Origin of the sequence: Natrinema hispanicum, from assembly GCF_900111485.1 — an archaeon.
GTDB lineage: Archaea > Halobacteriota > Halobacteria > Halobacteriales > Natrialbaceae > Natrinema > Natrinema hispanicum_A.
Genome location: NZ_FOIC01000010.1, coordinates 88,057 through 100,622, shown reverse-complemented (window position 1 = coordinate 100,622; position 12,566 = coordinate 88,057). Strand labels below are relative to the sequence as shown.

At 60.5% G+C, this 12,566-nt stretch carries 15 protein-coding genes; 6 read left to right on the top strand and 9 right to left on the bottom strand.

The genetic code is table 11. The features are described 5' to 3' along the window. Positions 1-180: 180 nt before the first annotated feature. Together BSG09_RS11225 and BSG09_RS11220 are read right to left on the bottom strand one after the other, a co-directional pair. Positions 181-1,266 carry a signal peptidase I gene (locus tag BSG09_RS11225; RefSeq protein WP_092933130.1) on the bottom strand — a complete coding sequence of 362 codons (1,086 nt, stop codon included), beginning with the start codon at positions 1,264-1,266 and terminating at the stop codon, positions 181-183. Positions 1,267-1,343: 77 nt separating this feature from the next. Further along, positions 1,344-2,729 (bottom strand): nitrous oxide reductase accessory protein NosL, encoded by a 1,386-nt coding sequence (locus BSG09_RS11220; protein ID WP_092933128.1) that lies wholly within the window; start codon positions 2,727-2,729, stop codon positions 1,344-1,346. A 231-nt stretch (positions 2,730-2,960) separates the two neighbouring features. Between BSG09_RS11220 and BSG09_RS11215 the strand changes: the two genes are divergently transcribed. Further along, complete coding sequence (locus BSG09_RS11215) at positions 2,961-3,386, top strand: hypothetical protein (RefSeq protein ID WP_092933126.1); 426 nt, start codon at positions 2,961-2,963, stop codon at positions 3,384-3,386. A 489-nt stretch (positions 3,387-3,875) separates the two neighbouring features. On the opposite strand, the gene BSG09_RS11210 is transcribed toward BSG09_RS11215, so the two are convergent. The 5 genes from BSG09_RS11210 to BSG09_RS20190 form a co-directional block, all read right to left on the bottom strand. Then, positions 3,876-4,358: a 50S ribosomal protein L11 gene (locus tag BSG09_RS11210; protein ID WP_092933124.1), complete on the bottom strand. Its 483-nt coding sequence runs from the start codon at positions 4,356-4,358 to the stop codon at positions 3,876-3,878. 82 nt (positions 4,359-4,440) lie between these two features. Next, positions 4,441-4,743 carry a divalent-cation tolerance protein CutA gene (gene cutA, locus BSG09_RS11205; protein WP_092933122.1) on the bottom strand — a complete coding sequence of 101 codons (303 nt, stop codon included), beginning with the start codon at positions 4,741-4,743 and terminating at the stop codon, positions 4,441-4,443. A 76-nt stretch (positions 4,744-4,819) separates the two neighbouring features. After that, complete coding sequence (locus BSG09_RS11200; protein ID WP_092933120.1) at positions 4,820-5,011, bottom strand: HEWD family protein; 192 nt, start codon at positions 5,009-5,011, stop codon at positions 4,820-4,822. A 167-nt stretch (positions 5,012-5,178) separates the two neighbouring features. Continuing rightward, a complete protein-coding gene (locus BSG09_RS11195; protein WP_092933118.1) occupies positions 5,179-6,690 on the bottom strand; it encodes a phosphoenolpyruvate carboxykinase (ATP) in 1,512 nt (503 codons plus the stop codon). Between the two features lie 554 nt (positions 6,691-7,244). Next, a complete protein-coding gene (locus BSG09_RS20190) occupies positions 7,245-7,376 on the bottom strand; it encodes a rubrerythrin-like domain-containing protein (RefSeq protein WP_139246210.1) in 132 nt (43 codons plus the stop codon). A gap of 289 nt (positions 7,377-7,665) precedes the next feature. On the opposite strand from BSG09_RS20190, the gene BSG09_RS11190 reads away from it, so the two are divergent. Next, positions 7,666-7,848 carry a DUF7501 family protein gene (locus BSG09_RS11190; protein WP_092933116.1) on the top strand — a complete coding sequence of 61 codons (183 nt, stop codon included), beginning with the start codon at positions 7,666-7,668 and terminating at the stop codon, positions 7,846-7,848. A 112-nt stretch (positions 7,849-7,960) separates the two neighbouring features. Here the strand turns inward: BSG09_RS11190 and BSG09_RS11185 are convergent, their stop codons facing one another. After that, positions 7,961-8,431 (bottom strand): hypothetical protein, encoded by a 471-nt coding sequence (locus tag BSG09_RS11185; protein WP_092933114.1) that lies wholly within the window; start codon positions 8,429-8,431, stop codon positions 7,961-7,963. 143 nt (positions 8,432-8,574) lie between these two features. Here BSG09_RS11185 and BSG09_RS11180 point away from each other — a divergent pair, with 143 nt between their 5' ends. Both BSG09_RS11180 and BSG09_RS11175 read left to right on the top strand, forming a co-directional pair. Next, positions 8,575-9,354 (top strand): HAD-IIA family hydrolase, encoded by a 780-nt coding sequence (locus BSG09_RS11180; protein ID WP_092933112.1) that lies wholly within the window; start codon positions 8,575-8,577, stop codon positions 9,352-9,354. Positions 9,355-9,449: 95 nt separating this feature from the next. Further along, complete coding sequence (locus tag BSG09_RS11175) at positions 9,450-9,677, top strand: glycine zipper 2TM domain-containing protein (RefSeq protein WP_008010388.1); 228 nt, start codon at positions 9,450-9,452, stop codon at positions 9,675-9,677. A gap of 15 nt (positions 9,678-9,692) precedes the next feature. On the opposite strand, the gene BSG09_RS20185 is transcribed toward BSG09_RS11175, so the two are convergent. Next, the gene (locus BSG09_RS20185; RefSeq protein WP_008010385.1) at positions 9,693-9,848 is read right to left on the bottom strand and encodes a rubrerythrin-like domain-containing protein; all 156 of its coding nucleotides are present in this window, start codon (positions 9,846-9,848) and stop codon (positions 9,693-9,695) included. Between the two features lie 294 nt (positions 9,849-10,142). On the opposite strand from BSG09_RS20185, the gene BSG09_RS11170 reads away from it, so the two are divergent. Both BSG09_RS11170 and BSG09_RS11165 read left to right on the top strand, forming a co-directional pair. Next, entirely contained in the window at positions 10,143-11,912 is a 1,770-nt protein-coding gene (locus tag BSG09_RS11170; RefSeq protein ID WP_092933110.1) for a TraB/GumN family protein, read from the top strand. Further along, the gene (locus BSG09_RS11165) at positions 11,912-12,565 is read left to right on the top strand and encodes a zinc metalloprotease (protein WP_092933108.1); all 654 of its coding nucleotides are present in this window, start codon (positions 11,912-11,914) and stop codon (positions 12,563-12,565) included. Before BSG09_RS11170 ends, BSG09_RS11165 begins: the two co-directional genes overlap by 1 nt. The last annotated feature ends 1 nt before the right edge of the window (position 12,566 follow it).

Genomic DNA, 12,566 nt, shown 5'->3' with positions numbered 1-12,566 from the left:
TTGCTTTGGTACTCTTTCTAATACTGTCGGACAGAACTATTTGAAGATCGCTCGCTCATATTCGGCCGTCATCGCCGGCAACAGCCGGTTTTCGCGAGCGACTTCTCACTGACTGCTGTCCGACAGTATAAGCCTTGTATTCGGTTCGCAGACGAATGTTGAATCTAGTAAGCGGGTGGTTCAGTCACGATCACGGATCTGCTCAATGACGAGGAGGCGACCGAAGACGTATGCGCCACCGCCAAGCGAGGCGACGATCATACCGTATGGCAGCCATGGGTGAACGTCGTAGAACCAGCCGATCACGGATCGCGGCAACACGTGGATATACCGTCGCTCGTAGATCGATCGCTCGAAGTGGCCCGTTTCTTCAGGTGCCTCGAGCGTTGCCTCAACGGCCGTGCTATCTTTCCCCGACACGACCACTGTCTCTCGTTCGAGGGTGACTCCCTCGCTCGACTCGAGGTAGACGACGATCGGCGTGAATCCGGTATTCGAGATGCGATACGTCGTCTCGGTAGTCCCACCGGGCTCAACAATCAGATCACCGTCGGGTGCCGGCTGTGAGCTTACGAGTGTCATCGATTGCGCTCCTGCGGGAACAAGCATCGCTGCCGCCGCACCGACCATCATAACGAGTGTGAACGCGATAACTAGCTGATGGAAACTGGGATCCAGCTCGTCGATTCGCTCTCGCGTGTCAAGCGCCGACTGATCCCTGTCGCGGACGGTTTCGACGGCGTACCCGACGATCGAGATTACGAGAAGCGCAGTGGCGACGCCGTTGATACCATTGAGCTGGCTGCCGGGCATGTTCCACACCCATTGCTGTGCGGTAATCACAGCCGCATCCAGGTTGGCCGCTGCCGCTCCTAACGCAGGGATCGTGAGAACCGTTCCGCCGAGTTGCATAGCCCTCGCAACGATTCGATCCTCGGTGACGGGTGGATCACCCTGGTCTTGATCGGTCACTGGGTTCGCATCGCCACGTGTTACGTAGCCGGCTGCGGTCTCATTGACAACACGATGGGTTACTAGTTGGCCGTCGGTTGCCTCGTAGACGATGACATCACCCGGACTCGGGTCCCCTGTGACGGCGGCCGGAACAGCGACAAAGCCGTCGTTGGCGTCGATTGTTGGCTCCATACTGTCGCTGGTGACGTAGCCGAGCAGGATCGGCTGGCCGAGTAACTGGCCGACAAGGAGCGCCGCAACTGCGAGAATCAAGATTATCTTGAGCAGCCGTGTGGTAGTTCGGAGTATCATGGTGTGTCGGTCTACGAGAGCGGCCAGCCGCCGACGAGCGGCGGTCGGCGCGGCTCGCGGTGCTGGAGCAGGTATGCTTAGTTGAATCTAGGGCGATATTTTTCAGCGATGCCGGCGTCGAAGTTGTCGAACGTGATTATAGCTTCCTCACCGAGGTCATCGTCGCTGTTGACGTAGCCGACGGCGTCGTCGTTGGTAGTAAACGCACGTGGATTTCCGCCCATCGCCCCGTATGAGGTGTCATAGTCGAGGACGAAGTACGCCTCGTGTGCGTTGATGAGATCAGTCCCGTCGCCGGCGCGCTCGCCACTGCTGTCAAGGTCGGTGTAGTCGACGACCCAAGCCCCTTCAATTGGTTCATCGGGGACATCAACATGGTTGCCGTCGTACTTCATGGGGTCGACAGCGTAGGTAACCAGACAGCCAGTGGAGCAAAACTCCATCCGGTCGCCGTTCACGTGGGTTAGTTGCGCGTGGGCAGTATCCCACATTTTCGTATCCATTCCGCAGACGGCACACTTTGCGTTGCCGAACGTGATTGGCGCGTCCTCAACTTCCAGAGTCCCGCTGGCCTCCGCCGTCGACTCGCCGTATTCGACCCCAGCCGACCAGTCGGTTCCGTCGAAGCGCAGTGGACCGTGGCGGCCGGTCACGATGTTCCCCTCCTCCAGATCGTTATAGACTGTCGGGACATCGAATGTCGCTTCCGCTGGTCCGTCTTCGGGTACCGTAACGGTCTGTTCATCGACAAGCTCGTCTTCCACATTGAGGGTCACGGTCGCCTCGCCGCTGTAGTCGCCGTCGGAGACGGTCGCCGTGGCGGTGAAGTGATTGTCCGAGCCGACGGTGACTTGACCGGGCGCGCTGACAGAGAGATTCTCGCCACCTTTGGTAACCTCCTCTTCATCGCTCTCGTCTCCAGTTCCTCCGTTAGCGTCACCGGGCGAGGCAACGAACATTACAGTTCGATCCCCATCGTCGGCTTCAGCGTCAGGTAAGGCCTGTTGAAGATCGTCGTGATCGGTCGTGTCGGCGCGAACAGTGATCGGCATGCTGTTGTCGCCCGAGACACCTTCGAGCGGGACACTGTTTTCCTTGCCAACGATCGAACTGCCGTCGTACCGATAATCGAGAACAGCGTCCGTATCGTCGCCGAGCCAGTCCTGATCCTTGACGTGGACGTTGATCGGCTGCGTTTCCGTGTTCGTCACCCGAAGCAGGTCGTCGAATCGAATCCAACCGTGCTTGTGAAGGTCGTCGAGAATCAGCCTGATTGGATTGGTGTCCACGACGTACTCGCTTGCGTCTCCCGCATAGTCGTCGTTTAGTTCGACGTGAAAGTGGCCGTCTCCGGTCCCGATCGAAACGGTGTGGCCGACACCGGACGCACTGAATGCACTTGTGCCGAACAGCAGTCCAGCGCCACCAGTCGCCGACCCAAACAGGAACAGACGTCGTTTCATGCTAGATCCCCCCGGTCGATCGTCCGCAGCGTTCCGTCGGTCGAGCCTGAATCGCCCGTTGACTGTCGTTTGTCGCCATGCTGTAATTGAGCGGTTCAGCCCATATTGATTAACAATTTGTGGTGTATATCTCGAATGAGTAGACTTTATTGTGAAAATATCTGGTTCTTCAAATGATTGTTCGACGGTTGGACCACAACGATCATAATAGACGAAGCGGCTCACTTCAGAATGATGAACCTAACACGACGGCGGCTGTTCGCTGCGCTTGCGGCCGGGTCATCGATTCCACTTCTCGTCGGGACCGGCAGCGTCTCCCGTGTCGGTGCCGGCCACACGGCCAGCATCGACACGTCTGAGAGCGAATCGTACCTCTCCGTTGCGGGTGCCGCCCTGCAGGAGCCGGTCGCCGAATCGGAGGCGACGGTGACGATGGATTCCCAACTCGAAGACATGACGGTAACGACACTTGACGCCGACGCGTTCGCATTTGATCCGGCTCCGCCAATTTCGCTCGAGGAGCCAGTCTCCGTGGAGGTCATGCTCACTGACGCGGAATCTGGTGTCGTCACTGATACCGTCACGATCGGTCTCGAAGGGCCAAGCGTTCGCGCTGTCGTCGAACAGGACCTTCACGTCGAGGGACAACAGGAATAGATTCGTCACAGCTTCTCCTCCTAGCCACCGAATCACTTTCCTAGCAGGTCAAACCGGGCGGACTGACCCCTTTCCAAAGCGGCTCAATCGCGTTCACCGTCGCTGAACATGGCAGAATGAAGACGAACGCGATGCCGAGTTGGCGGCCTGCTGCTTTAGGTCTCGTGCGTTCGACCTGTCTATCGAGCGGAACAGGTACTCGTGGCTAGTTGACGCCTAGCAACACGAACACGACGATTGAGTCCCTTACAGCCGGATGTAGTCACGACGCAAACCGAACCTCTCACCATCGCGGTGGGCTCTACAGGCGACACGCTCGGTCGTCGAGCACTGTGAAAACACGTTGTGAACTCGAGAGTGTGTTCAACGTGATGTGTCCGCACGTGCAAAGACGCTGCGACGTGCGAGGTATCCACCGTCGATGGTCGGTCGACTGTACGGGTACCATCACAAGAGAAGCAGGCACCCGCGTGCCGAACGGGGCCGTGATTAGGCGTCAGCTGCAAGCACGTCGTCGTACTCGCCGCTGTCGACGCGCTCTTTGAACTCGCGAGCGTCGTTGCCCTCGATGGTGACGCCCATCGAGGCACAGGTACCGACGACCTCCTTCGCGGCGTTGATCGTATCGTAGGCGAGCAGGTCGGGGTGTTTCTGCTCGGCGATCTTCTTGACCTGATCGACGGAGAGATCAGCGACGAAGTCCTCCTGGGGCTCGCCGCTGCCGGTCTCGAAGCCGGCCTCGTCCTTGACAAGCGCCGCCGTCGGTGGGACACCGACGTCGATCTCGAAGGAACCGTCGTCCTCGTAGTCGACGGTGACGGGGACTTCGGTCCCGTCGAACGCCTCGGTCTGATCGTTGATCTCCTGTACGACAGCCTGCACGTCGACGGGGGTCGGTCCGAGCTCGGGACCGAGCGGTGGGCCAGGGTTGGCCTGGCCACCCGGAACGAGCACTTCGATGGTTCCAGCCATACCCATCACAACCCGTGCGCGAGTTTTAAGGGTTGCTAATTCAGCCAATCATCGTCTGTGACCGTCTGTCGCACCCGCGTGACTACTCGACGCTGTCTGCTCGCCACGCCGCAAACGACTCGAGGACATCACACTCATCGAATCGCTCGATGCAGGGGACGTCGTACGGATGCAGCTCCTGAACGCGTGCGACGAGGTCGTCGGAGGCGTCGCCAGTCGTCTTCGCCAGCAGGATCACTTCCTCGTCGTGATGGACGTCGCCCTCCCAGCGGTACGTCGATGTCGTCTCGAACTGGTTGACGCAGGCGGCAAGTCGCGCGTCGACGAGCTGTTTGGCGATGTCGTCGGCCGCCTCTGGTGGGGCCGTGATGTAGACGGTTGGCATAGCAGGGGCTACGCTCGAGCCGGAGAAAAACGCACTGTCGTCGCGCGGCTATCGCTGTCGTGTGGGTTGTCGGCAGTTAGCTATCGGAATCGTCGACCGGGTTGAACGTGCCGTTGATGTCCCACTCGTGGAGGCAGTGTGGGTTGCCAACCTGTTTGTCGCCGTCTTCGCGGGCAAGTTGCCACGCTTCCAGGTCGTCATCCCATACTTCGCTGCGGCCGCAGATTTCGCAAACTCGTGCGGTCGGTGTTCGTACCTGTGCGCTCATTACCCACCCGTGAGAACTCGACACATATAACAGTATTCGTGTGCGGCAAGCACAGATCCGTCGCTCGCGGGTCGGTAATCCCACCAGAAATCAAAGTTCATGCGATCACGCAGGTCGGAAGACGTTCCGCAACGCATCTCCGCTCGGATAACCGAGTGCCCAGCAGTTCAGTAAACGGCGTCTTTGATCTCGTCGCGGAGTTGCTCGAACTGATCGAGATACTCTCGGCGTTCGGCACGCAGGTCTGCAAGCGCCTCGTCGTAGTCGTCGACGTGGTCCGGTACGTAGAACTCCTCGATGTCGATGCCCGGAACGGTTTCGGGGATCGTCAGCCCCATCTCTTCGTCGTCGGTCCACTCGATGGTGCCGCGAGCGGTCTCGGTGAGGATTGTCACGGACTCGGTGACACCGATATCCTGGGACTTCTGGCCGAGATAGCCCGTGTTGATCACGTAACAGTCGACGTCGAGGATGTCGATCAGTTCGTGGAAGATGTTGCCCTCTTCACCTTCGGAGCCGATGATGAAGGGGTTGGTCCCGACGACGCGGATCGACTCGCCGGCGCGGGAGGGATCGCCCGCGCTTGTCTCGATTGACTCGCCGAGCATGAACGCGACGGCGGCCTGCTCCTCGTTTAGTTTGGCGACCGGCGGCATCAGGGGGTTGCGCGTAATAAAGAAGACCTGATCCATGCTGCCGAGGTCGATCTCTTCGTCGGCGCTCTCGAGTTCGTCACGCTGGATGATCGCTCGGGAGTTCGCGGTATAGCGGTCCTCATCGAAGTGGACGGTCCCGTCGTCGTCGACGGCGACGTTCTCGAGAATGGCCGACTCGTCGGTCGCAGCCTCGTAGAGTTCGGGCTGTTCGTCTTCGCCGAGGCCGATCGTCTTGATGAACAGCCCCTGTCCTTCGCTACCAGCGACGGAGCCGTCCGAGAGCAGCCCACAGACGTCGTCTTGCAGCATGGACGCGTCTTCGGGGTCCTCGAGCCAGCAGCCGTGGGAGGTGAGCGTAGACTTGCCGGTCGCGGACAGGCCCATGAACACCTGCCCGACGGTCTGGAGGTCATCCTCGTCATTGCGGACGCGGACGCGTTTGCTGCCCGCGTGGAGACCGAGGCCGCCCTGCTGTTTGATCCGGTACATGAACAGTCGCAGGAACGACTTCTTAGCTTCACCGGTGTAGTCGCTGCCCAGGACGGCGGTAAAGCCGGTGTCGGGCAGGACGCGAATCGCAGTCTCGTCGTAGTCGGGGAGTTGGACGGTGTAGAGGTCGGGGTCTTCCCCGTCGGCGGGCTCGAAGAGGTTCGCCCACGCGTAGGCGATCCGAGCGTGTTCGACGGGAACGAACAGGCGACAGCAGAACGAGGCGTCCGGATGACGGCCCATCAGCCGGTCGACACAGACCAGTTCGACGTCGGAAGCCAGATCGACGGCATCGTCGATCAGTTCCTGATCGTGATCGGTGAATTCGTCATCGACGGCGTTTTTCGTCCGATCGGAACTCCGTGAGCGAAACTCGCTGACGTACGACGGCGACCCGAACTCGGTCGTCGTCTCGTCGGGTTTGGCAAGTTCGCGCAGCTCCTCGAGCGACGGGTTGTACCGGACGTTCGACGCTGCCGCTGGATCGGGAAGTTGCCGGACCAGCGGACGAGACTCCGTCCCGGTTTCAGACATACACATAAACCACCACCAGCCTGATAGATAAACGTGAGGATTTCGCTCTTTGTGTGGCATGGCGTACCCAGTGACGAGATGACGTACGGTGCGTAGACCCTGAGTAGCCGGCAATACGCTGGTTGCCACGCCACTGTGATACAGCTGCCATGACACCCCTCCACAAGTATTCAGATTCGAGATAATTCTGCTCGACACACCGCCGGATTTCTGAATCGAGTGCTGTTCGATAGCCGTCTATGACCGTCCGCTCACGCCTCGCCATCTCTCGCCGTCAGCGATTGTGCCTCGCAGCTCCTCCGTGCCGTCCGACCGCACTACATCTGGTAGTCCAGGTAAATCACAAGAGGGTGGTTTGGGTTGCCGAGAGCATACTGTCGAACAACAGTCTGTGAGACGGATGACTGTCGGTCAGTACCGGCCGGCCGCGACCACCCTACGGGCTCGCGGGACATCGGAACACTAGACCGTATGATGGCTCGATCGAACGTGGGAGATGAGCGATGTGTAAGCCGTGTTGTCCGGCAGTATGAAGAGGCGAAAGCCGAACCCGATTATCCGCGGATCGGGTCGGCGTTTCGCATTTCGGCCCCACACCGTTGGCAGGTACTGAGAAGCGCATCACCGACAGTCTCTTGATGGCTACACCGAACGCAGACGTACTCGCGCTCCCTCTTCTGTGTCATACAATAGCATATCTCACAATGTGTATTAACTCTTACTGTGGTAAATCACTGCTGGAGGCGACGATTGAGATGCCGAGTGTGATCAGTGCAGTAGCCGCCAGTCTGCGAATCCGTCGACTTCAGTTCACACCTGCGACTTCGACCGGTGCCCGTGTCGCTCCTGTCGGCATCGCCAACAAGCTGTGCGAAGACACTCTCGACAACATATGTTGTCATTAAATGCCATAATATTGTAATAGTCCTTAACAGGATGAGTTTATATGAAGGTTCCTGATAGACTATCGTACGAATGGCAACTAACACGACCACAGATTGGAGCGATCCAGTCGCCTGTCCGTTCTGCGGAGCCGAGCTCACATCGCCCGGTGCCGGGTTCGTCGATCACATCGACGACAACGCCGACTGTGAGGACGGATTTGAACACTGGCGAGCGAACATCGCCGGTGACCTCGCAGGCGAGTGGACCGGATAACGGACCCACCCTGTCTGCCGAACTCGCATACGGCCTACTGTACCGATGTCCCGGTAAGCCCGTAGGACGGGCACGGATGTACCGGCCCCTGCTGTGCTGACAGGTGTCCGTCTCAGTCGAAATCGGGCAGATCTTCAGGTGGCTCGTACTCGGCTTCCCAGTCGACGTACTCCTCTTTGAGTGTCACCGAGACGATCTGCCCGAACTCCGTCAGTTCGGCATTGATCGCCGAGACTGTCCCCCAGGTGTCGAGGTCGGGATGATATTCCCGTGCTTGCCAGTCCTCGGGAATCCCCGGCGCGTGATAGCCGACGCGGTCGGCAAAGTCGTCCCAAAAGAAATCGAACCCTCCGAAAAGCTCGAGGTCGCGGGCGATTTCGTACTCACGCTCCGTGAGATCGGTATCCGCGCGCCACTCGTCGAACGCTTCCGTCCACGCTCCCTCTTCGAGAAACGCCTGCAGTTCCTCGCGACGGTAGTCGATCTCGTCGGTCCCGTCGGCGCTAATCGTCGCGTCCTCGTACTCGTTCGGATCGACGAACTCCAGCGTCGGTGGCTCGGGGGGTTCGACCTCGAGTGTCATACGCGGCCGTAGGTCGGGTCATCGGATAAGAATTCCCACCGGTCGTACCGGCAGGCCGAGTTGGGTGTGCTGTCCCGCCGTGTCCTATCGACGGCCGTCTCTCAACCAAACACTCAATCGCCAGCCGCTCTTACTGTCGAGCAATGACAGCGTACGAGGCGGTGGTCCTCGATGTCGATGGAACGATCGTCCGGGGCGAGGAGTTACTCCCCGGTGTGATCGACGGCCTGCGAGCGCTCGAGGCGGCGGGCTGTTCGCGACTACTGTTCTCGAACAATCCAACGCGTGGGCCCGCCCACTACCGGGAGAAACTCATCCCTCACGGGATCGACATCGATCCGGAGGCTGTCCTCACCTCCGCGACCGTCTCGGCGGAGTATCTTGCAGCGACCCACCCCGACGAACGCGTCTTTCTCGTCGGCGACGGGCGACTCGAGGCGATCCTCGAGGACGCAGCCGTCGAGTTGACGAGCGATCCCGACGCGGCTGAGGTCGTCTTGGGATCGTTCGACAGGGAGTTTTCATTTAAAACGCTCTGGGAGTCGCTCCGAGCGCTCGAGGACGCAATTCCCTTTTATGGTACCGATCCCGACGTGACGATCCCGGTCGACGAGGGCGAAATTCCGGGGACGGGGGCGATCCTTGCTGCGATGGAGGCTGTCGCTGGCCGCGAACCGGATGCGATTCTTGGGAAACCGTCCTCGATCGCGGCCACAGCGGCGAGAGATCGGCTGGACGCCGATCCCGCGAACACGCTCGTCGTCGGCGACCGGCTCAACACCGATATCGCACTCGGGAACCGTGCCGGTATGGAAACGGCTCTGGTACTCACCGGCGTCACCGACCGGGCGGCGCTGGCCAGTTCGTCGATCGAACCTGACCACGTCCTCGAGTCGCTCGCCGCAGTCGACACGCTCCTGTAGGCCTCTCTGCCGATGCTGCTCGTTGACCCTGTTACCTTCGGCATTGCGCGCACTCGAGAGATATATTTATCACCGACAGTCACAACGTACGACACATGAGAGAACGTCTCAGCGAAGTGTTGCTGCGTGCGCGATATGCAGCCATTGGTGCAGCGATCGGTGCGGCGATCGGCAGCGTCTTCAGCCGGAACGCCGCGAGTACTGGCGGTGCGATCGGCGGCCTCGTCGGCGCAACCGCTGCCGACACCCGTGGAACCATCGAGGACCTGCTCGAGACTGTCGAGGAGTACGATCCGCGGTCTAAAACGGCTGACACGGAGTAACGGTCGACCGCGCGGTTACTCGAGCGATTTTGCTCGATTGTGGAATTCGCCACCACACTCACATGTCCCCGGATTGGTCGTGGCTTTGACGACAGTCCCACACTGGAGACATTCGTATGTCGACGCGGAGTCCGGATCGTTCGCACCTTCGACGTCTTGGTCGTGAGGCATACGGGAAAGTTGTACGTCCATTTTCATAAGTGTGGTTCCCGGCCCACGCTACGACCGAAACGGGATCCATCAGTAATATCGTCTGCTGTCCCGATGTCCCGGTAGGCCCGCATGACGAGTCGCGGGTGCGCCGGGACTGACAGTAGTCCGTCTGACTCCCGGCGCGTCCACGCGGTGGATCGCGGGGACGCCAGCACTGCCAGCGATCGATTGCTAACAGTCTGTTTGACAGTCACTGATTGGTTCGACTCCATGTCCGATACTGGTAAAAGTCGCCGCCGAGTTGAGCCTGTAATGAGCGATGCAGGCGAGGCCGACGTGCCGGAGCCGCCAGCACCACCCGATGGCGACAGCGGCTCCGTCGAAGTCCTCGGGACAGCACACGTCTCGCAAGCGAGTGTCGACGAAGTGCGCGAAACGATCGACCGGGAGGATCCCGATGTCGTCGCCGTCGAACTCGACGAAGGACGGTACCGCCAGATGCAAGGCGGCACGCCGGACGACATCGAAGCCGAAGACCTCCTGTCGGGCAACACCGTCTTCCAATTTTTGGCCTACTGGATGCTCTCGTACGTCCAGTCGCGGCTGGGCGATCAGTTCGACATCGAGCCCGGTGCCGACATGCGAGCCGGCATCGAAGCCGCCGAGGCAAACGGCAGCGGCGTCGCACTGGTCGACCGCGACATTCAGGTGACGATCCAGCGGTTCTGGAGTCGGCTGTCCGGTGTCGAGAAGCTGAAGATGGTCGGCGGACTCGCACTCGGGATCACCGAACCGCGGACGCTCGGGTTCACGTTCGGTGCAGTTGGCGGTGCGCTCGCTGGATTCGTCATCGGCGCGTTTCTCGCTCCACTGCTCGGTATCGGTGATCTGCTATTGGTCGGCTTGTCCGGTCCCACACTGCTGCAGTATGCCGGCGGCGGCGCGGTCGGCGCGCTCATCGGTGCGTTCGTCGGCCTCGCAGCGCTCCCCTCTCTCGAGTCTGCAGGCCGGTACGCCGGCGGCTATCTCTCGGGATTCACGATACGGATTCTCGCCGGGATCGGCCTCGGCATCGCTGGCGGGCTCACGCTGGTCGCAACCGGCACGTTCGTTGGCCCGTTCTCGGCTGTGACTCTCGAGAGCGTCGGTCTCTACGCGGTTCGCGGTACGACCGGGACCCTCGCCGGACTCGGTGTTGGCGTGACGGTCGGTATCCTGCTCGGGCTCACCCTCGACGCAGTAAGCGGTGACGTCGACGACATCGACGAAATCGCCATCGAGGAGATGACCGACGGCAACGTCGTCGACGCGATGATGGAGGAGTTTCGTCAGTTCAGCCCGGGCGGCGCAAACGCCCTGATCGACGAACGCGACGCCTACATCGCACACAATCTCCACGATCTGCGCGAGCAGGGCTACGATGTCCTCGCTGTCGTCGGTGCTGGCCACAAAGCCGGCATCGAACACTACCTGCGAAATCCCGACGCGCTGCCGGCGCTCGAGTCGATTTCGGGCACCGCCTCGAGCAGCCGATTTTCGCCGTTGAAGATCGGTGGCTACCTGATTATGGTGGGCTTTCTGGCCTTCTTCTTCCTGCTGATCATGGCGGGAGTCAGGAACACATTCCTGCTGAAGCTGTTCGCCGCCTGGTTCCTGTTCAACGGCGTCTTCGCCTTTGGGCTGGCGCGGCTGGCTGGCGCGCGCTGGACCAGCGCGGGTGTCGGCGGTGCGATCGCCTGGCTGACGAGCATCAATCCGTTGCTCGCGCCGGGCTGGTTCGCCGGTTACGTCGAGCTCAGGCACCGTCCGGTCAACGTCCGGGACATCCAGACGTTAAACGAGATCGTCGACGACACCGAACGGCCGATCGACGAGGCCCTCTCGGCGATGTTCGACGTCCCGCTGTTTCGGCTGATCATGATCGTCGCGCTGACGAACATCGGGAGCATGATCGCGACGTTCCTGTTCCCGTTCGTGGTACTGCCGTGGCTGGCTCCTGAGATCGGCGGTGTCGATGCGTTGATGGGGCAGCTCCTCCAAGGGGCCAAAAACAGCCTCGAGCTACTTCGGGGACTCCTCTAATGAGCCATCGCACGACGCACGCCCAAGAGCACGAGCTGACGTTTAGCGACAGGGAACTGCGCGATCTCGCTGTAGCCTGGGTCGCGCTCAGCGTGGCGTTCGCGCTGGTTCGCGCGCCGTTTCATCGCGGGCTCGCCAGCTTCGAGATGTTCACAATCTCGGTCGGCATCAGCTTCCTGACCGTCGGCGTCGGCTTCCTGCTGCACGAACTCGCACACAAGGTCGTCGCGATCGAACACGGTCAGATCGCAGAGTTCCGCGCAGACTACCAGATGCTCTTTCTGGCACTGGTCGGTGCAGTCGCGGGGTTCCTCTTTGCTGCACCCGGCGCTGTCTACCACCGGGGCCAGATCACGACGCGAGAGAACGGACTCATCGCCGTCGCCGGCCCGGTGACGAATCTCTTGCTCGCCGCACTCTTCGTCCCGTTGCTGATGTTCGCTGCGACGCCCGGCTTCCTGCCGAGCCTGCTGACAGCGATCGGGCAAATGGGGGTTGGGATCAACCTCTTTCTGGCCGCGTTCAACATGATCCCCTTCGGCCCGCTGGACGGGAAATCCGTCCTCGCGTGGCACAAGGGCGTCTTTGCGATGGTGTTCGTGCCGAGCGTGGTGCTTGCTGGCTACGTTCTCTTCTTCGTCGGGCTCTTTTGAG

Coding starts and splice junctions, on each gene's coding strand:
- BSG09_RS11225 (WP_092933130.1), bottom strand. CDS start 1,266: ATGATACTCCGAACTACCACACGGCTGCTCAAGATAATCTTGATTCTC.
- BSG09_RS11220 (WP_092933128.1), bottom strand. CDS start 2,729: ATGAAACGACGTCTGTTCCTGTTTGGGTCGGCGACTGGTGGCGCTGGA.
- BSG09_RS11215 (WP_092933126.1), top strand. CDS start 2,961: ATGATGAACCTAACACGACGGCGGCTGTTCGCTGCGCTTGCGGCCGGG.
- BSG09_RS11210 (WP_092933124.1), bottom strand. CDS start 4,358: ATGGCTGGAACCATCGAAGTGCTCGTTCCGGGTGGCCAGGCCAACCCT.
- cutA (WP_092933122.1), bottom strand. CDS start 4,743: ATGCCAACCGTCTACATCACGGCCCCACCAGAGGCGGCCGACGACATC.
- BSG09_RS11200 (WP_092933120.1), bottom strand. CDS start 5,011: ATGAGCGCACAGGTACGAACACCGACCGCACGAGTTTGCGAAATCTGC.
- BSG09_RS11195 (WP_092933118.1), bottom strand. CDS start 6,690: ATGTCTGAAACCGGGACGGAGTCTCGTCCGCTGGTCCGGCAACTTCCC.
- BSG09_RS20190 (WP_139246210.1), bottom strand. CDS start 7,376: ATGACACAGAAGAGGGAGCGCGAGTACGTCTGCGTTCGGTGTAGCCAT.
- BSG09_RS11190 (WP_092933116.1), top strand. CDS start 7,666: ATGGCAACTAACACGACCACAGATTGGAGCGATCCAGTCGCCTGTCCG.
- BSG09_RS11185 (WP_092933114.1), bottom strand. CDS start 8,431: ATGACACTCGAGGTCGAACCCCCCGAGCCACCGACGCTGGAGTTCGTC.
- BSG09_RS11180 (WP_092933112.1), top strand. CDS start 8,575: ATGACAGCGTACGAGGCGGTGGTCCTCGATGTCGATGGAACGATCGTC.
- BSG09_RS11175 (WP_008010388.1), top strand. CDS start 9,450: ATGAGAGAACGTCTCAGCGAAGTGTTGCTGCGTGCGCGATATGCAGCC.
- BSG09_RS20185 (WP_008010385.1), bottom strand. CDS start 9,848: ATGCCTCACGACCAAGACGTCGAAGGTGCGAACGATCCGGACTCCGCG.
- BSG09_RS11170 (WP_092933110.1), top strand. CDS start 10,143: ATGAGCGATGCAGGCGAGGCCGACGTGCCGGAGCCGCCAGCACCACCC.
- BSG09_RS11165 (WP_092933108.1), top strand. CDS start 11,912: ATGAGCCATCGCACGACGCACGCCCAAGAGCACGAGCTGACGTTTAGC.